This is a genomic window from Gardnerella sp. DNF00354 (assembly GCF_049262755.1).
Classification (GTDB): Bacteria; Actinomycetota; Actinomycetes; order Actinomycetales; family Bifidobacteriaceae; genus Bifidobacterium; species Bifidobacterium vaginale.
In genome coordinates, this window is the sequence record NZ_CP058402.1 from 503,476 (window position 1) to 528,536 (window position 25,061).

The window sequence follows — 25,061 nt, forward strand, 5'->3', positions numbered from 1 at the left end:
TCCAGGCTCGACTCCGGTCAGCCCGTGGAACATGTTGTGGAATGGGCTGGCAGGGGTGAGCTTGTTGGGTGGCGTGACAAGGCTGGCGTGTGGTCTTTGGACTGGGTGTGCTAGCCTCTGGGCTACCAACACGAGAAAGTGGGGGCGGCGACCGGTGGCAGCATTCTTGCTGCGCCACAACAGTACAGTCTCCACGAGTGAAACTCGTGGAGACAATAGCCGCCCAGACTTTTTAGTGGATCCGGGTATGGTGCTGATATTTCTTTTAATTCTCATGATGTTAGTCAAAAGAATTTACAGACGGGACATCAGTTATAAATATCCTAGATATAGATGTTGGTGCTATTTGCTCACGGCACAAATGAACACTCTATGACAGATAAAGTATGGTTCACTCGGTTAACTTAGATGTCTGAATTGAAAGCGTTCTAATTTAAAAATAAGCTGCGCTGTGAAACTTCTGTAGTGAACTTTCACAGCGCAGCTTGTAGTTGTGCTCGTATTTACAATATTTATTGCATCTTATTCTGCTTTAATTGAACGCAATCGCTTATCGAATATGCAGATAAGCACCAGTATAAAGTGGATAAGAGCAGCTATGACAATTATTCCTGACTCTGCATGTAGAGATGGAATGGTCATGTGGGAATAAGCGTAATCCCATAGCGGATAGCTTACTGCTCCTATAGCGGCAACAACTGAGATGAATACAGACATTACCTGTCCAACGAGATTATCATCTACTGCATGAATAAATACTGTTTGGAATGGTGGATTTACTACTCCTTGGAAGAAAGCAAAAAGGAAACCAAACACGACTGCTGCTATAGCGTTAGGCGCTAATGCCAGTCCTATTATAGAAAGAGTCACTAGTATATGTGAAAGAGTGAGTAGCATAGAGAAGGACATTTTGCTGGACACTTTTGGCGCGATGAGATAGCTGAGGGCATACCCAAGTGACATTGCGCTTAAATACCAGCCATATCCTTCTGCACTATGTAGAACCATTGAGAATAAGAGGACTCCAGCAAAGCTTATGCCAGTAGATGCGATAGCTTCGAGTATTGCAAATGGAGCTAAAGTCCTGTACGTTTGGTTTTTTACAAATGTTGCCATTCCCCTAGCCCAAGTTGCCAAAAAGCCTTGAGAATATTCTGGATTTTCATCTGCGACGTCTGAAGTATAAATTCCGGTTCTAACTGCATGCTTGTAAATAAAATAAATAAAAATTATTATTCCTGCTAATGCGATAGTTTCTGTAAATAGAATTGGAATGTATAAATATTTACTACTCGCAAAACCTGCAACTGCTGGTCCTACTAATGTACCCATGAGGCTTGTAAAGCGAAGAAGTGAAAGAACATTAATAAGATCATCATTTTTTGTTACACGATTAACAAAGGAAGTAATAGCAGGAAAATAGAAAGTATCACATGCTGTCGTAACCATTACAAGTATACAAACACACCAAAATAGGAGCAACTTGTTAGCAGATGGGGTTGAGAAGGATACCGATACAATTGCGATAATACATAATCCCGCAATCATTCTTGCTAAGCATGCAGCAACTGTTGTCCTGAAAATTCCTACATGCTCAGCTAGTGCTCCTGAGAAAAGGCCTGCTACTAATTCACTTATTGCAGTGAGGGTGAGGTAAAGCGATAAATAATGGCTTGACTGCTGAAAACCGATAAAAAGTGAGTTCAATAGCCATAATTGAATAGTAGTTGAGGCTAGTGTAGTTGCATAGTTAGAAAGAAAATCACTAGCTGCTAAACGCAGATATCCGCGGTAAGGTTTAAATAGATTCGTCAAGGTTTGCTCGTTTCGCTAAATTACATTGCCAAATTATTGCTTGAGAGATGCTATCGGCACTAGTAGTGAAGTATGTTGTAAAGTCGTCGTTATCCCAAATCTGTTGCTGTAGGTTCTTGTCATCACGCACTGTGCTAAAGAGTTGAATAATCTGCTCGACGCAAGATAATGTTTTCTTTATATAGAAGTATTGTTGTGCGAAATCGACTTCTACTTGCTCTCCAGGGATAGTCGTATGTATTTCTTGGAATGTCCGTAGCAAATCAATTGTTTTAATAAGCGATATTTTACATGTCTCGAAATATTCTTGTATTGAATGGATGGTGGATGTTTTCGCTGTGTTTGTACTGACGATAGTGGCTTCAAGTTCAGCATTTGCTTTGAAAAAATATTCTGTTGCTTCAAATAGAGAAGCGCAATATGCTGCACTTGATTTCACATACTCATCAAACATTTCTTCGTACGAAGTCATGTTCATTATTAACCTTTGGTGTGAATATGTGCGGATAAATTATGCCTAAATCATATGAGGATATGGTCGAGGTCGTGGGTTGATTCCGCCGCGCTTGCTATTCTTGTTCATCTTTGCCTCCTTTCATAAGAACAATGCTGTATCTTATTTGCATCTTCATCTATGAAGATACAAATAATCCTAATACAGGATTCGCATTCTTTCCAAGTATGTCTCTTATTGTGGAATAATTTTATATAAAAATTAGTAGTACATTATTAGACCTTAACTATTTACCAGTCTCAGCTCGTAGTACGTGTTTTCTGATATCCCTACTGTTTGGCAGAGTCCGGCTATTCGTATGTCAGGATTCTTTCTGTGGAATTGGTGGATAAGGTGTAACGCTTGGCTTCAATCAAAACCCTCAACTCTGCTCGCCATCTGGTCGAGGAATATGCTGACTTGCTTGTGTACTTGTTCTGGCATGCCGGACTGTGTGTAGTCGGTGTTTTCCCGCCTGTTGATGCAGCGTTCAATCCTTTTGCGCCCGATGAGGGTGGACGGCATTCCAGCCTGTGCAAAAATAACAGACGGTCTGACACCGTTATCGTATTGCTGGACAGCGTCTTTGTGGAATTGGCTTGTGTAGTAGATTCGTGTGGCTGTCGCGTGTTTGATAGCTGGAAGACTGTTGAGATAAGCACGTTGACTAGGGGTAAAGGCTGTGTCTTTTCTACTCATGAGTATGAACCGTTACGTGTGAAAGATTAATAAGAAATCAATAGAGGAAGAAGAAAATATAGAGTGAGGGGCCACACCATTGCACGGAGATAGTCCCGTGTGCATGTGCGACCCCTCGCCAGTTAATACTAAGCGTGTTTACGGGTTAATGCTTACGAGCATTTTCCTTGTTACGCTTAGTGATCATGATGCTTGCTCCTGCGCCCAGGGCTGCAAGAGCAGCGATAGCGATAGACACGACCGCGCTACCAGTCTGAGCCAATGGTGCAGCAGTAACACCGTTCCAATCATCAGAATCTTCGACTGGAGTGTCATAGCACACACCCGTATTACCACCATTACCATTATCTCCACCGTTTGGGTCGAATGGGTGATCGTTATGGGATGCGCATGGCACGATAGGTGTACCAGTCGTGTGACCACGGTCGGTATGATTCATCGTGTTCATACCAGTCAACGTGCCCTTGACTTCTACGTATTCGCCAGGCTTTAATACCAGGTTAGACCAGTTTGCTGGATACTCCAGATTAGTTACCGTACCGGAGCCTGCGATAGTCTTATCATCTAACGTGATCTTGGTCAGGTTGACTTTACCGGTGTTGATGATACGGAACACAATCTTGGTGCCGTTCTTGGTAGACTTCAAGGCTTCGCTTGGTGTGTTACGGTCTCCCGCTTCAAGACCAGATGCTGCGTCGTACTTGATGAGTTTAATAGCAGGGGTCTGGTCTGGGGTCTTGGTCCACACCATATTGGATTCGCGTTCAACATCATTCATGGTTTCCACGAACGTGTTTTCTACGCGATCGCTTACGCCCAAACGGGTCATTTGCACGTACGCTGTCCAGGACAAGTCACTATCCATAGCAGATGCAATATCAAGGAACTGTTGTGTTGCCTCTACAGTAAACGCACCATTAGCCTCGGTGAAAGTGAAATATCCGGCATCAACACCGCTACCGTCGATACGGCTACCCTTGGAGATCACAGTGCCGTCAGCGAGCTTAATGTCGTTGTTGACATAGACTGCCCACTGGCCGGTTAGCTTGTCAAACTTTTCATCATAATCATCCACGATGCGCCAATTCTTGATCTGCTTGTAGGCACGGTTACCAGCGATCTTGGAGCTATCGAGACGATACAAGAACTGATGATCCTTATAAATACTCTTACCATTCGCACTTTCGCCATTAACCTTAACAGTCACATCCTTCTTCGGGTTAATAACCTTTAACGGGTTAGTTACCGTGTTCGTTACATCCTTGCGATCGTTTGTAATCTGGGTGGCAGTGTTCTTCACTACATACCCGTCCTTGACCTGCTTGACTGTCATAGGAAGCACGATGGTGTAATCCTGACCAAGGAGAGACTGGTCGATTGCAGGATCCTTTGTCACATCCAATACCTTGCCAGCGTAGGCCTTTAAATCTGTTGGTTGTGGATCCCCTGGAAGAATATCTCCGAGATACTCCGTGTCTACGGTCTTAGCGAACACGTAGACGACACCATCCTTAACCTGGATATTGAACTTGTTGGTGACGTCCTTACCGGCTGCGTCTAGGATTTCGATATTCTTGTCATTGAGCTGCAAGTACTCATCATCATAGTCATCGATCATGCCGAGACGGTGAACCTTATACGCAGTGTCCTTCAACGTGGCTGCGCTTAAAGTGAGACGGTAGTAAATATCGTCTCCTACGTATGCGGTCTTGCCATCAATATTGATACCAGTCTTGGTTTCATCCTTCTTTTCAGGCTTTGGCTCTACCGGCTTATTCGATACCACGTTAGACGAGGTCAAACTATTGTTGAGTTTCAAACCCCACTGATTATCCACACTATGGTCTGTTGGAGCGTTCTTGGATACCGTGCCTTCGAAACGAACCTGGAAACGATGCTTAGATCCCGCGGTCATATTCGCTGTCACGTAATCCTTGTTGAGTTCGATAGTAAACTCATGCTTCTCGGTATCTGCAGTAAGCGTGTAGTTCTTCTTACTGATGGTGCGACCGGTTTCAAGGTCACGCAGCTCGATAGTCTGCTTGTCAAGCTCAAGATACTGGTCATACGTGTCAGTGAATGCAACAGACTCGATAGCATAACTCAGGTTGTTTGGAATGGTTGGTTCGCTAGTGAGTTCGTATTCCAGCTTCTGTCCTGGCATGACACTCTTACCATTAATATCGTCCTGGTCACCACCCTGAGAGGCCTCAGATATGACTGCCTTTGCTACTGGTGGAACGTAACCACACACGTATGGTTCGTTCGTAGTCTTTGTCTTGCCCGCGGCAGACTCTGAGCCTTTATTCTTCAAACCATGAGAATTGAGGGCTGCGCCTGTGGTTGGATCAGCACAAAACTCGACTTCATCCGTAGCTTTTTTGCCTGCGTCAGCGCGTACCTGGGCTGCACCCTTACCATTTGCATAATTCGCCTTGCCTCCGATAAGCAGCGTGTATTGCATAGGGGTAGCAAGACTACGTGCAGCAGCAAGAGCTTGACTGGTCATGGTAGCAGTAATGGTCGTGCCAGCCTGTTGGATAGTGAACTGGCTTGTCACGTCAGTACCCTTAGTGATGATGTCATCGACTGAGGAGACGGTAGTTGATGCCTCAGGGATTGGAGCAGCATACACATGCACATCACTCATATCTGGATCCCACAAATAGTCAGCAGCCGTGTAATCATCAGACAGGGTGAATGTGTCGAGGCTATCTCCCAGGTTCTCGCCCAAGCTACCGTTAACCACAGAGCCGAGCTTGTCACCATCAAGGATGGTTTGGGTGTCTGCACCGGTGGTGTTGGTATGCTTCGCATCAATAACGGTTGCCCATTTGCCGTTAGAGTATTTTACCCAGGACTTATCAGGGGTAAAGTCCCACAGTTTAGGCTGGTCTTTTGCAAGAACGATAACAATCAAATCAGTATTTGGCGTACTCATACCCTGAGCAGCGAATGAAGCGAGTGTATTAGCTGAATCAATATCATCAAACACTGTGTATTCGCTACCGCCCTGATTATATTTTCTGGTACCGTTCTGTGTTTCGTTGTTCCATGCTGATAACCATTGAGCGCCAGTTGCTTGCGCGCTAGAAGTATTGTTATATTCCGGTTTTGTGATTCCTGGTCCTGCTGTTGTTGCGGTGAAGCCTACACCCCAGATGCGGCAGTCTGCCGAACCAGTGCCACCTCGCGCAGTATACTCTGTTTCACAATCACCGCGAGCCTTGGATAATGCAGCGTTAATTTGCGCTCTAGCTGCTGCTTCGCGGGTAGCAGAGCTACCGATGGCTACACCTTCTGATTGGATAGCGCGCACCACTGCTTCATTATCTGATGCGGAACCTAGGTTATCATCGGTAACCCAGAATGTATTCGATTTATATGTGCCAGATCCGCCAGTGTTTCCACCTGTCCATCCGGCACCGCCAGCGGCAAATGCGGATCCTGTCAACATTGTTGATGCGACAACGATACCAGCAAGAGCGCGATGTGAACCTTGTCGGATCTTGTCTCTCATACTTTTATGCTTAGCGAAAAGCGACATAAAAGTCTCCCTTTTTCAAATTGCTTATTATGAAATGCGAAACCAAAAAGTTTCACATTCAGTAATGAGAAAATGAAAAAATTTTATTTTATATCAATAAAAATTTGGTATTGATAAAAATGGTTGGTTTTAGAAGTCGTCTAAAACCAACCACTATGTAAAGGGAAAATGAGTAAAGATGGAAACTATTTGCTATTAGTTACATCACCGTCACCATCTGGTGTTCCATCGGTATTCCATCCAGTGCCACAGCGATAGATATATCGACATTGATTAGGTGTTCTATGTAATTCATTATATGCTTTCCCGTCAGCAAGGTATTTATCCCAGTCGACCGCACCCGAATTCTTATTCTGTGCTGGCGCACTATAAGAAGACCCACCACGAGTACTTGAACGAGGAGCTCCCGAGCTAGTACGAGCCGCAGACTGGGAACGAGCCTGCGGAGCTGCTTGCGCCGCAGCCGCTGCGGCAGCGTCTGCCTGCTGCTTCGCTTGTATACTTGCGTTTACACTGTCGATTGCGCCTTGGACTGGCTCAAGAGCCTTAGTCAAAGACTCGACGGTTTCTTTCTTATCATTCAACGCTGCGGTAAGCGTGTTTATCTGGTTTTGCAGGTTATCACGAGTAGCATTATCAGCCACTTGACCGTCTGATGAGGAGAGCAGATTATTCATCTCATCAAGCTTCGCCTTCACCATATTCTTAGCATTTTCAAGATCCTTCACATTCTTCGACTTTGTGACCTGAACGACTGAGTTTTTCAGAGCCTTAGTGGTCTTATTAAGCTGTGCTGTAGTCTTATCAAGACTAGACATGGTCGCGTTGAAAGCCTGAGTGTAGGAGATAGCACAATTCAAAGACTGCGCCTTACTTACCTTTTTACTCTTAGCATGCTGGGCTGTGAATGTGGTGTAGGTTTTAGCGTTTGCAACCTGCTCCACACTAGTCACAGTCTTAGCAGTTTCATCAGCATCCTGGCGTGTCTTCTCGTACTGTGCCCACGCTTTGGCGTACGCACTGTTTGCCTGGATGCACGCTTGAGTCTTGGAATCTCTTAAAGACTTCACACCCAGCATACTCGCAACCAGCAAAGCTATAACTACAACAACCGCAGTAGCAATGATGATAAGCTTACGCTTCTTCTTGCTCCCTGGCTTCTGGTCACCGCGACCAGAAATAGCATCTAGTCTCGTAATCTCGGTTTCTTGTTTAATAATCTGATTTTTATCCATATTAGCCATAATTATCCTTCGTCTTTCTATCTATGTTTTTACTATACGTAAATATTCAGGTGAAAGATATATACATACTTAGTGTCGTTCTAATTTTTCTTTCCTAATCTCGATAACTTTTGCTTTATACATAGTAGTGAGAATACGATTGGCAACTTTTTGATATAAAGTCAATATGCTCGTGTGCTCCCCTCATATTGTCTTGTTTTAGAGGCGAACAGCTTCTGTAATGGCACTGCTATCAGGGAATGTGAGACTGATATATATTTGAGTGGTTTCTACACTAGCGTGGCCAAGGAGTTTAGATACTAAGAGAAGGTCGTGTGTACTTTCATATGCCTTAGTGGCATATCGATGTCTGAGACTATGTGTGGAGTATCCGTTACCAAGAAGCTGAGAGATGTGATGCGCAATATAGGATGCTTCGACGTGACCGGTCCATCTGCCAGGAAACATGTATCCATGCTTGTTGGCGATGATTTGTGCGAGATCTGGCGCGATGGGGACAGTGCGTTCTTTGCGTCCTTTACCGTGTACAAGAAGCTGGGGATGAGTATTAAGCATCATAATATCGGATGAAGATACTTGTGCTATCTCACTACGTCGTAATCCACATTCTGCCCCGAGCCTGAGCATGGCTTCATACTCCTTGTTACCTCTAACTCGGGCTAAAGCACCACGAATGATGTAATCAGGACATGGATGAGGTATTGCGTATTCTTTACGAATTTTAGGTAACTTTACTGTTGGATTGACATCAATAATTTCTTCTTCAATCATGTATGAGTAAAACGAGCGTATTGTTGAAGAATAACCTTTGCGCGTTTCTCGTTTCCAGTCTTGGTGTGCAAAAAGCTCAACAAGTTGTTGTCCTGTAATATCTTCTGGTGGCTGATTAAGTAGGCGTGCAAGCCGACTGATTTTGTAGTAGCGGCATCTAATCGTATCTTCTGTATATCCACTTGCTTCAAGATATTCCAGCCAATGTGTAACATATGTTTCCCAACTATTAGGGAGTAGTTTTCTTTTGATTTTTAACATAAAAACATAGACTAGAATACGTAGAGAAAAGATTTTACGTATTGTTTCGTTACACGGTTTCAAGTCCGTTTTTTTTTACAAATACATAATATGTGATATACTATATATGTAACTAACCGATAGGATGAAAAGGCTAGTTGGTTTTAGGAAAGAAAGATGAATGATAATGGATTTGACATTGAATCAGATTGTGACAATGAATATTCGTATGCTTTTGGCGGGTCAAAGACGTACGCAAAATGAATTGGCGGAAGTATTAGATATGACACGACCGTCGGTCAATATGAGATTAAATGAAGCCACTCCATGGCGTGTTCCGGAAATAGAAAAGGCCGCAGAATTCTTAAAAGTAGAACCTACGACCTTATTCGTAGCGGGGCATGGATTTGAACCATGGACCTCTGGGTTATGAGCCCAGCGAGCTACCGAGCTGCTCCACCCCGCGTCGGCTACTTTTAGCAGCTCTATCTACGATAGGTGCAAATTGCGATTTGTCAAGTTCTCGGCGTGTTTCTATTTGCTTTTTGTGTTGTTAGTCGCCAGCAACCGAAGATTTGTGTAATTTTTGTGCAAAATAAATACAACAAATAAATCTAAAAATAGTTTAATTCTAAACAGAAGTGGAGTACAATAAACAATTGGCTATCGACTTGCTAATTCTGTTATAAGTGCAAAACTCGTTATTAATCAACGATATGACTTAAATGTACGAACCAAGAGTAGAATCAGCTTTTTAGAGATGTATTTTCGTTTCGTACGCACGCCAACGAATAGATTTTCAGGATTTGCTGTTTATACAACTTAGCTTTTGATGGATTGGTATTAACCAGACGTGAGTAGCGATATAAACGACGCCTTATAAGGAGGAGCTGATGAGTGGAGCTATCGGAGTCTTAGCTGGCACTGTGAATTCGGCAGTATTGCTAGCTTCAGAAAGTCCAGAGTTGCCTAAGATTGATGAGTTTTTACCTCCGGAGATTTTGTTCCAAGGCACACCATTTGCAATGAACCGCATTATTTTAGTGCGTGTGCTTATGGCAGTGATCGTTATGATCGTTTTTGGAATTGGTGCTGCTCGTGCAAAGGTTGTTCCAGGTAGATTCCAAAGCGTGCTAGAAATCCTAATGGACTTTGTACGATACAACATTGTGTACGAGATGATTGGCGAAGAACGCGGCAAGCGTTACGTGCCAATGATGTCTACATTGTTCATAACAATTTTCTTCTTTAATCTTTGTTCCGTGATTCCAGGATTGAATATGGCTGCAACCGCAACCATTGCTGGTCCGCTTGTATTTGCTTTATGGGTTGTATGCCAATATCTTATTGCTGGCATACGCGAAAAAGGTTTTTTGCGATTCTTCCGTGAAGCATTATTCCCAGCGGGCGTGCCATGGCCGATTTACTTTATTCTTTCGCCATTGCAGCTCATAGAATTAATAATTGTGCGACCACTTTCGCTTACAATCCGTTTGTTTGCGAATATGATTGCTGGCCATTTGCTGGTGGCCACTTGCTTAGTATTCACCAACTTCTTTGTGGTGGATTCCAGCAATAAACTCCTTGCCTTCGGCGGTGCATTATGGCTGCTTGGTGGCATTCTGTTTACCCTATTCGAAATTATGGTAGCAGGATTGCAGGCATTTATCTTTACCGTGCTTGCATCCGTCTACATTTCGGAAAGTTACCCAGAGGAAGAAGAAAAATCTGCTGTTGCTATTGCGTAAATAGGTAAGACTAATTAAAGCAAACAAATAAGTCAGATTTTACACATCTTATGGGTTTATACTGGTTACTGTTTTAACAGAAAGGAAACCAATGAATAACATCATCGCTCTAGCAGGACTGATCGGTAACCTGAGCATTCTTGGCTTTGCTGTGGCAACAATCTCTCCTGCACTTGGCATGGCAATCGTTGTTGCTAAAGCTATGGAGTCCACTGCACGTCAGCCAGAAGTCGGAAACCGTATTCAGCTGTTCATGTTCGTTGGCTTGGCATTCATCGAGGTTCTGGGCTTGCTCGGATTCGTTGCCTACATTATGGGAAAATGAACCGAACGAAACAACTCGTTCCAGCACAAATATAAAAGTGTTGAAAGAATAGAAAGGACAAGCCATGGCACATTCATCTGAGAGTAATGGTTTGGCATTGTTCTTGCCTGAGCCTTACGACGTAGTGTGGTCGTTAGTTGTTTTGGTAATTCTTGCAGCGTTTTTCTACAAGTTCGTTATGCCTAAATTCCAGGCAATTCTCGATGAGCGTGCAGAAAAAATCGAAGGCGGAATGGCTAAAGCAGCAAACGCGCAGCGTGAAGCTGATGAGTTAAAGAGCCAGATGGAAGAAGAACTTGCACAAGCTCAAGCAGATGCCGCAAAAACTCGCGAACAGGCTCGTGCACAAGCTTCCAAGATTGTTGATGAAGCAAGACAGCGTGCCGAAAAGGACGCTGCGAAAATCATTAGCGAAGCTCAGCATTCCATTGAGGCTCAGCATAAGCACGCCATGACTAGCCTCCAAGGAGAGGTATCGGTACTCGCTGCAGCATTAGCTGGAAAGATTCTTGCGTCTAAGCTAGATGACGATACCGTAGGCTCCAAAATCATTGATCATGTTATTGATGAAGTGGGAGACGTTAAGAGTTCGGGTCAAAACAAGTAGTTAAAAGAGTAGCTAAAACGATTTTTTAGTATTGCTTAATTACTACTTAAGTTTTGCATGAATGAGGAGGTAAGGATGCCAGAAAAGGCATCGCGAGTAAGCGAAAACTTATCACGCTCTTCGCTTGCGCAAGCCATTTCAGATGCTCATGACGAAGCTCAGCGCATATCTGATGAGCTTTCGACAATGATGGATACATTGGAAAAGTATCCAGAGCTTTCTGACGCTATTACCGATCCAAATAGGTCTTCGGAAGATAAGTCACGACTGATTGACGAGCTTATTGGAGGTAAGGCGCATCCTGTTGTACTGCGCATTATGCACTATCTTGTAGGTACTTGGCATGGCGGCGCCGAAAGCGGTAAAACGGGCAGCTTTGGAGGCGCGTGGTCTGGTTTTGAGCGCGAAGCAGGCGAAACTTTGGTTACTGTTACAACCGCTCAGCCTCTTACGGATAAGCAAATCAAGCGTTTGATTGAGATTTACAGCAACAAGTTGGGTCATCGTGCCTACATAAACCCAATTGTGGATCCAAACGTGCTTGGTGGAATGCGTATACGTATTGGCGATCAAGTAACAGACCGCACAATGTTGATGCAGCTTAAGCAGTTGCAACGTTCTGCGCGAAATGGTGCTTGGACACAGGCAGTGAAATAAGTTAAATAAGGAGAATTATGGCGGAACTATCTATTGATCCCGCCCTTATACGCAAGGCGCTTGACGGGTTCGTTGACTCGTATAAGCCGTCAGACATGCCAACGCAAGAAGTTGGTTATGTTGTTACGGCTGGTGACGGCATTGCGCACGTAGCTGGATTATCTGGCTGCATGGCAAACGAGCTGCTCACCTTCGAAAACGACACCCTTGGCTTAGCGTTTAACCTTGATGCTCACGAAATCGGCGTGGTTATTCTAGGCGATTTTACGGGCATTGAAGAAGGGCAGGAAGTTTACCGCACTGGCGAAGTGTTATCGGTGCCAGTGGGAGACGCCTATCTTGGTCGTACTGTAGACCCATTGGGTAATCCAATCGACGGTCTAGGTGCAATCGAGTGCAAGGAGCGTCGTATTCTTGAAGCCCAGGCTCCAGACGTGATCCATCGTCACCCTGTGGACGAGCCTTTGTCTACTGGTTTAAAGGCAATTGACGCAATGACACCAATTGGCCGCGGTCAGCGTCAGTTGATTATTGGCGACCGTCAAACTGGTAAAACAGCAATCGCAATCGATACGATTATTAACCAGCGCACAAACTGGGAAAGTGGAGATCCAAAGAAGCAAGTCCGTTGCATTTACGTAGCAATCGGACAAAAGGGTTCAACAATCGCTGCTGTACGTCAAAGCCTCGAAGAAGCAGGCGCTATGAAGTACACAACAATCGTTGCAAGCCCAGCTTCGGATTCTGCAGGTTTTAAGTACATTGCACCTTATACTGGTTCTGCAATCGGTCAGCATTGGATGTACAACGGCAAGCACGTTTTGATTGTTTTCGACGACTTGTCTAAGCAAGCAGAAGCATATCGTTCGATTTCTTTGCTTCTTCGTCGCCCACCTGGGCGTGAAGCATATCCAGGCGATGTGTTCTATCTTCATTCTCGTCTGCTAGAAAGATGCGCAAAGCTTTCCGACGATATGGGCGGCGGCTCAATGACTGGCTTGCCAATTATTGAAACTAAAGCAAACGACGTTTCTGCATACATTCCAACCAACGTGATTTCTATTACCGATGGTCAGATCTTCTTGCAGTCCGATTTGTTCAACGCAGGTCAGCGTCCAGCAGTCGATGTTGGTATTTCCGTGTCTCGTGTTGGTGGCGCAGCTCAGGCTAAGGCTTTGAAGAAGGTCTCTGGCATGCTTAAGATTTCGCTGGCTCGTTACAAGTCTTTGGAATCCTTTGCAATGTTCGCTTCCGATTTGGATGCAGCTTCCAAAGCTCAGCTCACTCGTGGCGCTCGTTTAACCGAGTTGCTTAAGCAGAAGCAGTTCTCGCCTCGTTCCATGGAGCAAGAGGTTGTTTCTGTGTGGGCTGGTACACACGGAAAGTTAGACGACATTCCTGTAAAAGATGTTTTGCGTTTTGAAAGCGAATTATTGGATTATCTCGATAAGGGAACCGACATTTTGCAAGTGATTCGCGATACTGAAGATTTCACTAAAGAAACAGAATCGAAGCTTGATGCTGCAATTGACGACTTCCGTAGGATGTTTAAGACTTCTGCAGGTAAGCCTTTGATTGTTAAGGATTCTCTGCCTCCAGCTGAAAACCCTGCTCCAGTTGAAAAAGAGCAGCTTGTTGCAAAGCCGAAGTCGGATAATCGTGAATCTGAGGGGAAGTAGCGTATGTCCTCCCAACTTGCATTGAAATCGAGAATTATTTCCACACAGTCTTTAGGTAAAATCTTTAAGGCTCAGGAAATGATTGCGTCTTCTCATATAGCAAAAGCGCGTGATATCGCTCTAAATGCTAAGCCTTATAGCGACGCAATTTTCGATGCCGTGCAGGCGTTGGTAGCTCATCATGAAGCGAATATTAAGCATCCTATTTTTGGTAAAGAGCGTTCGGGTAATCGCGTAGCCGTGTTGGCGTTGACTTCTGATCGTGGCATGGCTGGCGCGTTTACATCATCGATTATTCGAGAAACCGAGGCGTTGCTCGCAAAGTTGGATGCGGAAGGAAAGCACGCTGAGCTGTACGTGTATGGTCGCCGTGGCGCAACCTATTACAAGTATCGTAATCGCGATGTTGCAGGCACTTGGGAAGGGTCTACTGATCATCCTGATGTGACTATTGCGGAGAGAATTTCCGATACTTTAATGGATGCGTATATGACTCCAGAAGAAGATGGAGGAGTTTCGGAACTTTACATTGTATTCACCGAGTTTATAAACATGGTGAGGCAGAAGGTTCGTACGCTGCGCATGCTTCCAGTTGAGCTGGTTCCTTTAAAGGACGGCGAAGAGTTTGCCATGCATCGTCCAGATTACGAGGCAGCTTCTGGTCCTTCGGCTTCGCTTTCGTCTACGGGTGCGGTTTCGGCTCGAGAAGAAGCGGTTAGCCGCAGCAATCCGGACGCTGTGGAATATTGCTTTGAGCCAAGTCCAGGTGAAGTGTTGGATGCGGTTTTGCCAAAGTATATTCAATCGCGTATACACGAATGCTTGCTTACTTCTGCTGCTTCCGAAACAGCTAGTCGACAGAATGCTATGCATACGGCTACAGATAACGCCCGCAATTTGGTGGAGGATTTGACAAGAAAGCTTAATGCTTCTCGCCAGGCTTCCATCACACAAGAACTTACCGAGATTATCGGCAGCGCTGACGCGCTGAATAATGAGGAGGAATAGGAGCATATGGCTGAAGATCAGACCACAGCACCTCCAGAAGATGCAAAGGAAGCCGATCCAACGGCTGGTCGCGTAACCCGTGTTCAGGGTTCCGTGATTGACGTTGAATTCCCAGTCGGCTATCTGCCAGATATTTACAATGCTCTCAAAGTGGATATCAACACCGTTGGAAACACGGAGGGAGATACTGTTCACGAGATTACATTGGAAGTTGAGCAGCATCTTGGTGATTCCACTGTGCGTGCAGTGGCTTTAAAGCCTACGGACGGCTTGGTCCGTGGCGCTTTAGTTAGAGACACTGGTGGACCAATTTCTGTGCCTGTTGGAGATGTTACAAAAGGTCACGTTTTTGACGTAACTGGTAACATTTTGAACGCTAAGCCAGGCGAGAACATTGAGGTGACCGAAAGGTGGCCAATTCACCGCAACCCACCTGCTTTCGATCAGCTTGAGTCTAAGACTCAAATGTTTGAAACGGGTATTAAGGTTATCGATTTGCTTACGCCTTACGTTCAGGGCGGAAAGATTGGTCTGTTCGGCGGCGCAGGCGTTGGTAAAACCGTGTTGATTCAGGAGATGATTCAGCGCGTTGCACAGAATCACGGTGGTGTGTCTGTGTTTGCTGGCGTTGGCGAACGTACTCGTGAGGGTAACGATTTGATTGGCGAAATGGCCGAGGCTGGCGTTTTGGAGAAAACAGCGCTTGTCTTTGGCCAGATGGATGAGCCTCCTGGGACTCGTCTTCGTGTGCCTCTTACTGCTTTGACTATGGCTGAGTATTTCCGTGATGTTCAGAATCAGGATGTGTTGCTGTTTATCGACAACATCTTCCGCTTTACTCAGGCGGGTTCTGAGGTTTCCACGTTGCTTGGTCGTATGCCTTCTGCAGTTGGTTATCAGCCAAACTTGGCGGATGAAATGGGTGCGTTGCAGGAGCGCATTACTTCTACGCGCGGTCATTCTATTACGTCGCTTCAGGCTATTTACGTGCCTGCAGATGATTACACCGATCCTGCACCTGCAACAACCTTTACGCACTTGGACGCTACTACTGAGCTTTCTCGTGATATTGCGGCTAAGGGTATTTATCCAGCTGTGGATCCTTTGACTTCTACTTCGCGAATTCTTGATCCGCGTTATGTTGGTCAGGCTCATTACGATTGCGCTAATCGTGTGAAGGCTATTTTGCAGCGTAATAAGGAGCTTCAGGACATCATCGCTTTGATTGGTATTGATGAGCTTGGTGAGGAAGATAAGACCACTGTGAGCCGTGCTCGTAAGATTGAGCAATTCCTTGGTCAGAACTTCTATGTGGCTGAAAAGTTCACTGGTCGTCCAGGTTCTTATGTTCCAGCCGATGAGACCATTGAGGCGTTTACGCGAATTTGCAATGGTACTTACGATGAGATTCCTGAGCAGGCGTTCTCTGGCATTGGTGGCATCGACGATCTTGAGCGTCGTTGGCACGATATGAAGCAAGAGTTTGGTGCGTGATTATGGCAGAAAAGCAAGTGAAAACGCTGCACGTTAGTGTGGTTGCAGCCAGGCATCCTGTTTGGGAAGGCGATGCCAAGTTTGTGGTTATTCCTTCTGTGAATGGCACAATGGGTATTCTTCCTGGGCATGAGGCTGTGCTTGCGTTGATTGATCACGGATTTGTAAAGGTTGACGATTTGAATGGCGTTCGTCATGTTTTTAAGGTGACTGACGGATTCTTTTCTGTTGACTCAGACAATATTACTATTGCTGTTGAGCACAGTTGTAACGTTGATAAGGACGGCAATGTGTTGCCTAATGCAAAAGTGATTTAAGCCTAACTCTTACGGTTTTATAAGGCCTAAATTTCATATATTGCAGGAGTTTGCGATTATTTATCGCGACTCCTGCTTTTGTTTTATTTGTGTTTTATCTGTTTTAGCGTTTGATCTGTTTTATTTCTGTTTATTTGGTCTGAAAAGGTTATAACAATACATTAGGGGGGTAGGGTATCTGTATACTTTGTAATGATTTAATTTAAGCCTAAATTGAATCACTTATTATGCTGTGCTTTTTAGCAAATAGGCTCTTCGCACGATTATTCGTTGTGGGAGGGAAAGGAAAAGTATGTTAAGTAAAAAAGCGATTGCCGCATTTGCAGCGGTAGCGACTTTTGTTTCGGGAATTGCGTTTGCAATGCCAGCGTTGGCTAGTAGTGCGACTCCAGCGCAAGCGAATAGCGGTGGAGAATCTGCTGAACTCTCTCCTCTAGATACACTTAAAAAACGCGTGAACGGTACTGGTCTTTTTAAAAGTGAAATTGATGAGATTTTAGATTATGTAAACAAAAACGAGTCGAAGGTTACTGGTCGTAATAACGATAGTGGGAATGATGCTGTTCTTAACTACGTAAATAGCAAGATTGTTAAATATCGTGCTATGCATCTTGACATTATTGGTTTGCATGATCTTGCTAAGCAGATGCGTGAAGCTAGCAACTTCCAGTCGGCTAGTCAAATTTTCTACGGTAGTAAAGATAAACGCAAAGCTGCTCAAAGGGCATATGCTGATGGCAAAGCTGCTTTAGTTAAAAAAGCTAAAGATGAGGGTCTTACTTTAGTTGCTAACAAGATTAAAGAGTCTAATTACAGTTCTTTAGCTCTTTTGGAAAATTTGCTTAACGAAGCAGAAAAGTATGCTAAGGAAGACTTAATTAAGCAGGCAAAGGCTAAAGGTTTCAACTTTACTGCTACTCTTATGAGCAAAGCTGCGACTCTTAATGGCGCTCGTGCCTTGCTTAATGAAGCTCAAAAAACAATTACAGATACTCTTGTTAAAAGTATGGCAGATCTTGGCATATCGGAGGAAGATTTTCAGAAGGCGTTAAAGGAAAGTGGCAAAAGTGCAACTCCTTCTCAGCTTGAATTATTTAAGAAAGAAGCGCAGGAACATCGCAACGCGCAAGAAAAGCCTTATGCTAATGCTGTTGAATTAGCACAGCTTATTAATGGCGGTATGTTTACGCCCACTAGAGATGAGTATGATGCTGCTGCAGAGTTCCTAAAAGATATAAAGAGTTTTGCCAATAAGCCTTTTGGTGATTTGAGCGCCGCTGAGGCAAACAAAGCTGGTGCTGCTGCTTTGAAATTAAATAATAAGATTTCTGCAGCTCTTAAGAAGTCTGTTAAAGAATATAATGAAGAAAAGGAAGATTTAGCTAAGCAGGCAGAAGAAAAAGGACTGCGTTTTACCGCTAAAATAATTCGCGATTCTAAGAAGTCTAATTTGGATCTTTTAAAGAATCTTCTTGCAGAAGCGGAAAAGATTAAGAAGAGTGAGTCTGAAAAGGCTCAGACCCCAGGAGCTTCTGGTGATGTTCTCCCAGATAAGTCGGAAGATAAGCCTGCAGATAAGCCTGGTGATAAGCCTGCAGATAAGCCTGCAGATAATCCTGCAGAAAAAGCTCCATCTGCTCCTTCCGCTTCCGATTCCAATGCTACTCAAGATTCTTCTGCTGAGCATGGATTAGCTAAGACTGAGTCTTCTGCAAAACCTGAGTCTTCTGAAAAGCCATCTCAAACTAAAGCTGTAGTTCCTGCTGCTCCTAAGAGCGTTAATGATCTTAAGCCAGAAGTTAAGGGCAAGATTACCGTTGGCAATAATAATGTTGCTAAGGCTGGCGCATCTAACAGGGTTACTGTTCATGTTGATAACGCTAAGTTTAATGAGGAGTTGAAAAATAAGGGTTCTGTGCGTGCTTACGCGTTCATTTATTCTACTCCTAAGCTTTTGCGTGGCGTGGATGGTAGTGATTTTGTGACTGTTAAGCTTGGTGCTGATGGTGTTCCTTATTTTGATGCTCAGTTCCCTGCTGATTATTCTGGTAAGCATACGGTTGTTCTTGTGGACGAGCAGGGCAATCAGCTTGCTTGGACGGATATTACTGTTGCGAATAATGCTGTTAAGACTAACGTGACTACTGCTGCTTCTAATGTGAACGCTTTGCCTGTTACAGGTTCGAGTGTGGCGTTGGCTGTGTTCGCTGTTGTTGCGTTTGTTGCTGCTGGTTTTACCTTGCGTTTGCGTAAGGTGCGTATTTAGTTTTGCTTGATGCGCTAGTGTTTTAGGGCTTTCGTTTGTGTTCGCTTGCTTGTTTTCTTGTTTGTTTGCTTGCGTTCACACTCGAAGGCCCTTTTGTATTCTGTTTAATGCGTTTTTCGATTGCGTTCTGTTTGCTGCGTTCTGCTATTTAACTTAGTTTGCGTTAAGTAGCCATTGTGCTATGTCTATTACGCGTATTCCTTCAATGTCGTAGGAATCATGGCGAGTGTTTGCAAGTAGGATTTTAGTGTAAGCATCTTTTATTGCTTTTAGTGGCGAAAGTTCGCGCTCTAACGTTGCATTGTCACTAATGTTGTCTGAAACTTGAATATAAAACTTTTCGCTCGCTTTTATTGCCACAAAATCTACTTCTTTTTGGTAAAGTTTACCAACATAAATCGCGTATCCTCTTCGCATAAGCTCAAGTGCCACAATATTCTCGTACGCTCTACCGTAATCCATGTTGCGTGTTCCTAGAATTGCGTAGCGTAGCGCGGTGTCTGCTAAATAGTATTTTTCGTTTGTTTCTAAATATTTTTTACCGCGAATATCGTAACGTTTTACTTTATAAAACATGAATGCATTGCATAAATATTTTAGATAATTGCCAACTGTTATGTGCGTTGTTTCAATATGATTCTTCTTAAGTATTGAGCTTACATTGTTTGCGGTTGTTAGATTTGCAATATTATCCATTAGAAATTCGCATATTGAGTCAAGAAGTGACACTTCCGATATTGCGTATTTGTCTACTAAATCGCGTTTAACAAGAGTTGTATACACGTTTTTTATGTACGCTTGCGCATCGTCTTGGTTAGCGTAAACGTATGATCCTGCAAGTCCGCCGTGTTGTAAATACTTTTGCAATGCATTGTTAAAGTTGTTTTTTACTTCAAAGTATTCGCAATATTCTGCAAAACTAAACGGGAATACTGGTATTTCAATGAATCTTCCGCTAAACAGTGTTGCAAGATCCGAGCTAAGCAAGAATGCATTAGATCCCGTTAAGTAAATATCGTATTTATTGCTATTGTGAAGGCTGTTAATCGCAAGCTCAAATTTTGGGCATAATTGCACTTCGTCAATCATAAGAACGTTGTACGCCTCGGGTATGTAACGGCTTTCAACGTATGCAAAAAGGCTTTTGTAATTTTTCAAATTTTCATAATTTAGGTTATTGAAGTCAATGCTGATTATGTTAAGTTCTTGATTGTTTGAGTTGTTTTGCTGTTGTAGCTTGTTTGGCTGCTGTGCGTGTTTGGCTGATGCGTAAAGTTTGCTATTTTGATTGCTATAAGTGTTTTCTAAATATTTGCTATAAGCTCGCAACAACTCCGATTTTCCACTGCGTCGAATGCCAGTAATGATTTTTATATCTGGAGTGCCTTTAAGTCGCTTTAGGCGATTTAAGTAATCTGTTCTCTCAATGAGTTTCATTGCAATCACCTTTTGTATTCAAAATCGTAGTATTTTTCACTTTTGAAAGCAAACACGTATTTCTACTTTCAAAACTTTAATTTTATTTTACTTTTGAAAGTATTATATCATTTTCACTTTCAAAACTGTAATATTTTTTAAATTTTGAAAGTGAACCGTATTGTGTAAAATCCAAAGTTTAGGTTATGAATGACTTAAACTTGTAAAAAGTGGATTTTGTTGCGACTTCTGTTTGCGTTAACACTCGAAGGCCCTTTTGTATTCTGTTTAATGCGTTTTTCGATTGCGTTCTGTTTATTGCACATAAATGCATTGCGAATAGTAAAATAGTGCGTAGTTGTTTTTGATTTGAGAGAGGGTGCTGGTAGGAAGTAGAAATGATTGATAAAGAAACGCAACGTAAACGTCAAGAAAATTTGGGTCTTGCAATAGCTTCAGGCAGACTTGAAGGCAATTCTCCTTCAAAAGAGTTTCTTTATGACGCAAATCAATATGCTAAAGGTTTTATAACCAGTGACGAATTTGTTGCTAGAATGCGTTCTAGATATAGCGTAACGGATTAAGTTATTGGGTTGTGTGCGACGTGGAAACAGTTTTTGACCCATATCTTATTCCTCACACAAGGGTATTAAAGAACAAATCTAATATAGATAATCAGATTGAATTAGATAAATATGAGAACGATGCTGTTCTTACAAGATGCTCTATTTTGTACGAAAACTTGCCGCATGCAGAAGGAACTGTTAAGCAATTGCAGTGGATTCATCATTATCTTTTTCAAGATGTTTACGATTGGGCTGGTCAGATTCGCACTATAGACATGACTAAAGGTGGTGGCGAGCCGTTTCATCCGCTTGAATACATGGGTGTTGGTATTCGCTACTGTGAGCAAACGCTTAAAAATGATAATTTATTGCAAGGTTTATCTATTGATGAGTTTATTAGTAAGCTAAGCGTAAATTACAATAATTTTAATGTTTTGCACCCATTTCGTGAGGGCAATGGTAGAACGCAGCGCGTTTTTTGGGATATTGTTGCGCGAGATGCTGGGTACCATTTTGATTGGGGATTAATAACTCAGCGCGTTAACGACAAGGCTTCGATTCGGGCTAAAGATGCTAACGATACTAAGCTTCTTGAAGACATGTTTCGCATTATTACAAAGCCATTGAATGTTGAGCTTTTAGCTCAGCAGCAGTTTGCTCATCTTGTTGAAGAAGAATACGAATACGCGCCGAATGTGGCTAGTATCTTGCAAGATAAGGATTACGTGGCATATAAAACGCGTTACGGCATAGCTTGAATGTAGCGCTTGCATATTGCTATAGTGTGTAATCTAAACTTCTAAAAATCCAAAGTTTGAGTTATCGATAACCTAAACTTAGGAAAAATAAAAGTTTAGGTTATGTATGACTTAAACTTGTAAAAAGTGGATTTTGTCGACTTCTGCTTCCGAAAAGCTTTATATTAAAGTAACTGAAAGCATGATGGATGAGTCTGTGCGCGAGCGCGAGTTGAAGCCACTTCGTAAGATTCGTAATAATTACGATAAGCTGGTTATAACTTTGAGTAAGGCTCTAGATGACGATTACGACGGCATTCGCGCTGAAAACATTGTTGATTGGTTGCTTAAGTAGCGTTGCTGATTGGTTTCTTTTTAATTAGGTGTTATGTAAGTAGGTATTAAAGTGCGTAAATCGTGCTACGCCGAAACGAGTGGCGTGATGTTGATGTCGCCGACGCTACCGATATTTCTATAGTGCGTTTTTGCCAAAATGTCGGTATAGATGAGTATTTTTTGTACGCTATGCCTTCATTTTGCCAAAATGTAGGTATAGAACATGGCTTTCTGTAAACTATGACGACATTTTGCTATTTTGTGGCTTTTGGGGGATATTGTTGTGGTTTTTGATGATTGATAGAGTGTTTGATGTTGGGAGTGAGTCAAATGATGTTTAGGAACGTTGTTGCGTTTGAGCGCGCGCTTGGAACGGGGATTATTATCTCTAGCAGCAAGCCGCTTCCACAGCGCGTGCAGAAGCGGATTCGCGCTTTTGTTGAAGAGTATGAGCACACTCTCTCGCGCTTTCGTGCAGATTCGCTTGTTTCGCGCATGGCTTGTGCGGCTGATGGCGGCGATTTTGAGTTTCCAGAATGGGCTGGGCCACTTTTTACGCTTTATAGCGAGTTTTACGCTGCCACTCGCGGAGCTTTTGATGCGTGTGTTGGCGCGGATTTGCTTGCACTTGGCTACAACAATTCTGTGCAATTCGTTCCAGAGTCGGCAGCTAGCGCGAGTGATGATAGTGACAGTTGGGCTAATTATCGCCGCGCTTTGCCAGTTACGTGGGGGAATATTTCGCGAGATTGCGGCAGCGTAACGCTTCACACGAATCAGCCAGTGCAGCTTGATTTTGGTGCAGCGGGTAAAGGTTATTTTGTAGATCTTGTAACGCAGATTATTAAAGAGGAGCTTAGTGGAGATTCGCCTTCGAATAGCGATTCGCCTGCGGATTTTGATTTTTTGGTTAACGCTGGCGGAGATATGCGCGCTTGTTTTAGCGAAGAGAATAATCAAATAAAAGTTGCTCTGGAAAATCCGTTTGACACAACTCAAGCAGTTGCAGTGGCATCAATCGCAAGCGGAGCGTTGTGTGCGTCGTCTAGCGCAAGAAGGCGTTGGAAAGTAAAAGACGCAAGTTATTTAGGCAAAGATGCAAGTGGCTTTGAATCTAATTTAATTGCGACTCACTTGATTAATGCGCTTGATGGCATTCCTGCTTGCGATTTATGCGCAAGCTGGGCGTATGTGCCTAGCAAAACTTGCGATTTTCCAACAGCTTATGCCGATGCGCTCGCAACTGCATTGTTTGTATCGCAAGAAAGCGATTTGCAAAAAATCGTGCAAACCACCAGTGCTGAGTTTGCTGTAATGCTGCCTAATAAAACGCTTCGCAAAACGCGTGCATTCCCAGCGCACTTTTTTGCTGAATAATGATGACTAATGCGGACTAATGCCCAATAATGACTATGTGAGCTATCTTGCCTGCAGAAATCGAAGCTAGACGCAAGCAATGCGGTAGCGTTGCGATCAGCTTCCACTTTCAAACGTGCATAGTAAAATTGTAAAATAAATTTTACTGTAAAGTAAAAAATTGCATAGAAGGAGATTGTGTGTAATGTCTTATAAAACAGTTGATTCTTTAATGCAACATCTTAGAGATAGCGGCTTAATTATTTCTGGTAGTGTACAAAAAAGACAACTAATAAATACTGTATATTTGGGTTATAGTCCAAAAGACCTATGACCTACATTTTTTACTTGGCACTGTTAACTCAACCTTAAACCCACCGTATTTGCTTCTACTTATATCAACTGTTCCATTATGAGCGCCAATAATCTGCTGAACAATCAGCAAACCCAAACCATGCCGTTGCTCTGCAGTACTTGTATCGCAAATCATATAGTGCGGTGCATGATTAAGCTTTTCGATTTTTTCATCTGAAACACCTATACCGTTATCTTCAACACAAATAATACAATTATTATTATTTGCAGCAACGGATACATAAATCGTACACCCATTTTCATTATGAGATATGCTGTTCTGAATAAGATTAGATATTGCTCGTTTTAATAAATCTTTGTCTACATTAATATTGTAAACAGTCAATTCTGCGTCCGTTTCCCATTTAATCGAAAACTCATCTTGCATACCCATATTCATAAAATCCACAACAACTTGCCTAACAACAGCAACAACATTTTCTTCTTTTTTCATAATTGGTTGCATATTGTATTCAAGTTTTGAAGCCAGATTAAGGTCATTAATCAAATTTTTCATTCTGACACTTTGCTTAATAATCATCGTTGCTTTTTTACGATCTTCTTCCAAAATATGGAGAGAATTTTCTAACTGTCCCGCATATCCCATAACCATAGATAACGGCGTACGAATATCATGCGAAACCCCAGCTATCCAATTCGCTCTTGCAGTCTCTCTTTTCCTCAATTGTTCTTTTTGTATTTGCAAAATATCGGAAGCAGAATTTATATTAGATGAAATTTCTGAAAGCGCTCCTGTTTCTGGAATATGCACGCTTTCTCCACTAGATAAACGTTGTATCCCTTTTGTAATCGGATTAATTGATTTTAGTAGTTTTATATTAGCTATTAAATAAATTCCAAGAATCAGCAAAATGTTGATAAATAATACGCTTAAAACAATCTGCGGAAAATTTGAGATTAAACTGTAGTTCCAACTTGGTCGCGTATGTTTCCAAAAGCTGTTGTGCGGAAATCCGACTACAACAACTCCATCCTTATTTTTGCCAGTGTAAGTTGGATAACCATCAATGTAACCAACGCTCAAATTAGCTATATCAGACAAAGTATAGTTGTTTGGAATACCTGCAGGGACATTTTCTGTTTTCCATACGACTTTCAACGTATTATTATCAATCAAAATTGCCCATGCGCCAGAATTTGTCAATTTGGAAGACATATTTTTTGATAATGCATAATCCCCACTTGCGGATAATTGTAATGCTTCTCCCGTCTCTTTGGCTATGCTATAAGGAGACATCTCTTTATCGGGTGCGTAAGTTCCTATAAGTACAATAAACGCAATAATATTCATTAATACTATAAGCACAGAGCTTAGTAGAAAAATACTTATGAAGCGTTGTATTAGTTTTGGTATGCTTTTCATTC

22 protein-coding genes and 1 tRNA gene are annotated in these 25,061 nt (G+C 42.9%); 14 read left to right on the forward strand and 9 right to left on the reverse strand.

Annotated features, from left to right (window positions below):
- Nucleotides 1–522: 522 nt before the first annotated feature.
- The 6 genes from HXT24_RS01965 to HXT24_RS01990 all read right to left on the reverse strand — a co-directional run bounded on the left by HXT24_RS01965 (nucleotide 523) and on the right by HXT24_RS01990 (nucleotide 8,830).
- A complete protein-coding gene (locus tag HXT24_RS01965) occupies nucleotides 523–1,815 on the reverse strand; it encodes an MFS transporter (RefSeq protein WP_009993952.1) in 1,293 nt (430 codons plus the stop codon).
- Nucleotides 1,799–2,287 (reverse strand): hypothetical protein, encoded by a 489-nt coding sequence (locus HXT24_RS01970; RefSeq protein WP_422119523.1) that lies wholly within the window; start codon nucleotides 2,285–2,287, stop codon nucleotides 1,799–1,801. Before HXT24_RS01970 ends, HXT24_RS01965 begins: the two co-directional genes overlap by 17 nt.
- A 390-nt stretch (nucleotides 2,288–2,677) precedes the next feature.
- Entirely contained in the window at nucleotides 2,678–3,007 is a 330-nt protein-coding gene (locus HXT24_RS01975; RefSeq protein WP_009993955.1) for a hypothetical protein, read from the reverse strand.
- A gap of 145 nt (nucleotides 3,008–3,152) precedes the next feature.
- Nucleotides 3,153–6,554 carry an LPXTG cell wall anchor domain-containing protein gene (locus HXT24_RS01980; protein WP_422119524.1) on the reverse strand — a complete coding sequence of 1,134 codons (3,402 nt, stop codon included), beginning with the start codon at nucleotides 6,552–6,554 and terminating at the stop codon, nucleotides 3,153–3,155.
- A gap of 185 nt (nucleotides 6,555–6,739) precedes the next feature.
- The gene (locus tag HXT24_RS01985) at nucleotides 6,740–7,798 is read right to left on the reverse strand and encodes a hypothetical protein (protein ID WP_422119525.1); all 1,059 of its coding nucleotides are present in this window, start codon (nucleotides 7,796–7,798) and stop codon (nucleotides 6,740–6,742) included.
- Nucleotides 7,799–7,996: 198 nt separating this feature from the next.
- Nucleotides 7,997–8,830, reverse strand: coding sequence for a tyrosine-type recombinase/integrase (locus HXT24_RS01990; RefSeq protein WP_014554304.1), 834 nt, complete (start codon nucleotides 8,828–8,830; stop codon nucleotides 7,997–7,999).
- Between the two features lie 166 nt (nucleotides 8,831–8,996).
- Here HXT24_RS01990 and HXT24_RS01995 point away from each other — a divergent pair, with 166 nt between their 5' ends.
- Nucleotides 8,997–9,242, forward strand: a complete 246-nt coding sequence (locus HXT24_RS01995) for a helix-turn-helix domain-containing protein (RefSeq protein ID WP_226988350.1) — start codon at nucleotides 8,997–8,999, stop codon at nucleotides 9,240–9,242.
- Here the strand turns inward: HXT24_RS01995 and HXT24_RS02000 are convergent.
- A tRNA-Met gene (locus HXT24_RS02000) sits at nucleotides 9,202–9,275 on the reverse strand. The two genes, HXT24_RS01995 and HXT24_RS02000, sit on opposite strands and share 41 nt — an antisense overlap.
- Nucleotides 9,276–9,702: 427 nt before the next feature.
- Here HXT24_RS02000 and atpB point away from each other — a divergent pair.
- The 9 genes from atpB to HXT24_RS02045 all read left to right on the forward strand — a co-directional run bounded on the left by atpB (nucleotide 9,703) and on the right by HXT24_RS02045 (nucleotide 18,910).
- Nucleotides 9,703–10,557 (forward strand): F0F1 ATP synthase subunit A, encoded by an 855-nt coding sequence (gene atpB / locus HXT24_RS02005; RefSeq protein WP_422119526.1) that lies wholly within the window; start codon nucleotides 9,703–9,705, stop codon nucleotides 10,555–10,557.
- 91 nt (nucleotides 10,558–10,648) lie between these two features.
- Nucleotides 10,649–10,882: an ATP synthase F0 subunit C gene (atpE, locus tag HXT24_RS02010; RefSeq protein WP_004114197.1), complete on the forward strand. Its 234-nt coding sequence runs from the start codon at nucleotides 10,649–10,651 to the stop codon at nucleotides 10,880–10,882.
- Between the two features lie 64 nt (nucleotides 10,883–10,946).
- On the forward strand, nucleotides 10,947–11,489 hold the full coding sequence (locus HXT24_RS02015) for a F0F1 ATP synthase subunit B (RefSeq protein WP_004120482.1): 543 nt from the start codon (nucleotides 10,947–10,949) through the stop codon (nucleotides 11,487–11,489).
- Between the two features lie 75 nt (nucleotides 11,490–11,564).
- Nucleotides 11,565–12,146, forward strand: a complete 582-nt coding sequence (locus tag HXT24_RS02020; RefSeq protein ID WP_004114200.1) for a F0F1 ATP synthase subunit delta — start codon at nucleotides 11,565–11,567, stop codon at nucleotides 12,144–12,146.
- A gap of 17 nt (nucleotides 12,147–12,163) precedes the next feature.
- A complete protein-coding gene (atpA, locus tag HXT24_RS02025) occupies nucleotides 12,164–13,825 on the forward strand; it encodes a F0F1 ATP synthase subunit alpha (RefSeq protein WP_285067913.1) in 1,662 nt (553 codons plus the stop codon).
- Between the two features lie 3 nt (nucleotides 13,826–13,828).
- Entirely contained in the window at nucleotides 13,829–14,833 is a 1,005-nt protein-coding gene (locus HXT24_RS02030) for a F0F1 ATP synthase subunit gamma (RefSeq protein WP_009993535.1), read from the forward strand.
- A 6-nt stretch (nucleotides 14,834–14,839) separates the two neighbouring features.
- Nucleotides 14,840–16,327, forward strand: a complete 1,488-nt coding sequence (gene atpD, locus HXT24_RS02035; RefSeq protein ID WP_004116286.1) for a F0F1 ATP synthase subunit beta — start codon at nucleotides 14,840–14,842, stop codon at nucleotides 16,325–16,327.
- Nucleotides 16,328–16,329: 2 nt separating this feature from the next.
- Nucleotides 16,330–16,644, forward strand: a complete 315-nt coding sequence (locus HXT24_RS02040; RefSeq protein ID WP_285067910.1) for a F0F1 ATP synthase subunit epsilon — start codon at nucleotides 16,330–16,332, stop codon at nucleotides 16,642–16,644.
- A 292-nt stretch (nucleotides 16,645–16,936) separates the two neighbouring features.
- Complete coding sequence (locus tag HXT24_RS02045; RefSeq protein WP_422119527.1) at nucleotides 16,937–18,910, forward strand: hypothetical protein; 1,974 nt, start codon at nucleotides 16,937–16,939, stop codon at nucleotides 18,908–18,910.
- Between the two features lie 153 nt (nucleotides 18,911–19,063).
- Here the strand turns inward: HXT24_RS02045 and HXT24_RS02050 are convergent, their stop codons facing one another.
- The gene (locus HXT24_RS02050; RefSeq protein WP_020761766.1) at nucleotides 19,064–20,347 is read right to left on the reverse strand and encodes an ATP-binding protein; all 1,284 of its coding nucleotides are present in this window, start codon (nucleotides 20,345–20,347) and stop codon (nucleotides 19,064–19,066) included.
- 377 nt (nucleotides 20,348–20,724) lie between these two features.
- Between HXT24_RS02050 and HXT24_RS02055 the strand changes: the two genes are divergently transcribed.
- The 4 genes from HXT24_RS02055 to HXT24_RS02070 all read left to right on the forward strand — a co-directional run bounded on the left by HXT24_RS02055 (nucleotide 20,725) and on the right by HXT24_RS02070 (nucleotide 23,342).
- Nucleotides 20,725–20,910 (forward strand): antitoxin VbhA family protein, encoded by a 186-nt coding sequence (locus HXT24_RS02055; protein ID WP_246906082.1) that lies wholly within the window; start codon nucleotides 20,725–20,727, stop codon nucleotides 20,908–20,910.
- A gap of 20 nt (nucleotides 20,911–20,930) precedes the next feature.
- Nucleotides 20,931–21,650, forward strand: coding sequence for a Fic/DOC family protein (locus HXT24_RS02060; protein WP_020761765.1), 720 nt, complete (start codon nucleotides 20,931–20,933; stop codon nucleotides 21,648–21,650).
- 133 nt (nucleotides 21,651–21,783) lie between these two features.
- Complete coding sequence (locus HXT24_RS02065) at nucleotides 21,784–21,984, forward strand: hypothetical protein (RefSeq protein ID WP_285067733.1); 201 nt, start codon at nucleotides 21,784–21,786, stop codon at nucleotides 21,982–21,984.
- Between the two features lie 314 nt (nucleotides 21,985–22,298).
- Nucleotides 22,299–23,342, forward strand: coding sequence for an FAD:protein FMN transferase (locus tag HXT24_RS02070; RefSeq protein WP_422119598.1), 1,044 nt, complete (start codon nucleotides 22,299–22,301; stop codon nucleotides 23,340–23,342).
- 307 nt (nucleotides 23,343–23,649) lie between these two features.
- Here the strand turns inward: HXT24_RS02070 and HXT24_RS02075 are convergent, their stop codons facing one another.
- A complete protein-coding gene (locus HXT24_RS02075; protein ID WP_422119528.1) occupies nucleotides 23,650–25,059 on the reverse strand; it encodes a sensor histidine kinase in 1,410 nt (469 codons plus the stop codon).
- Between the last annotated feature and the right edge of the window lie 2 nt (nucleotides 25,060–25,061).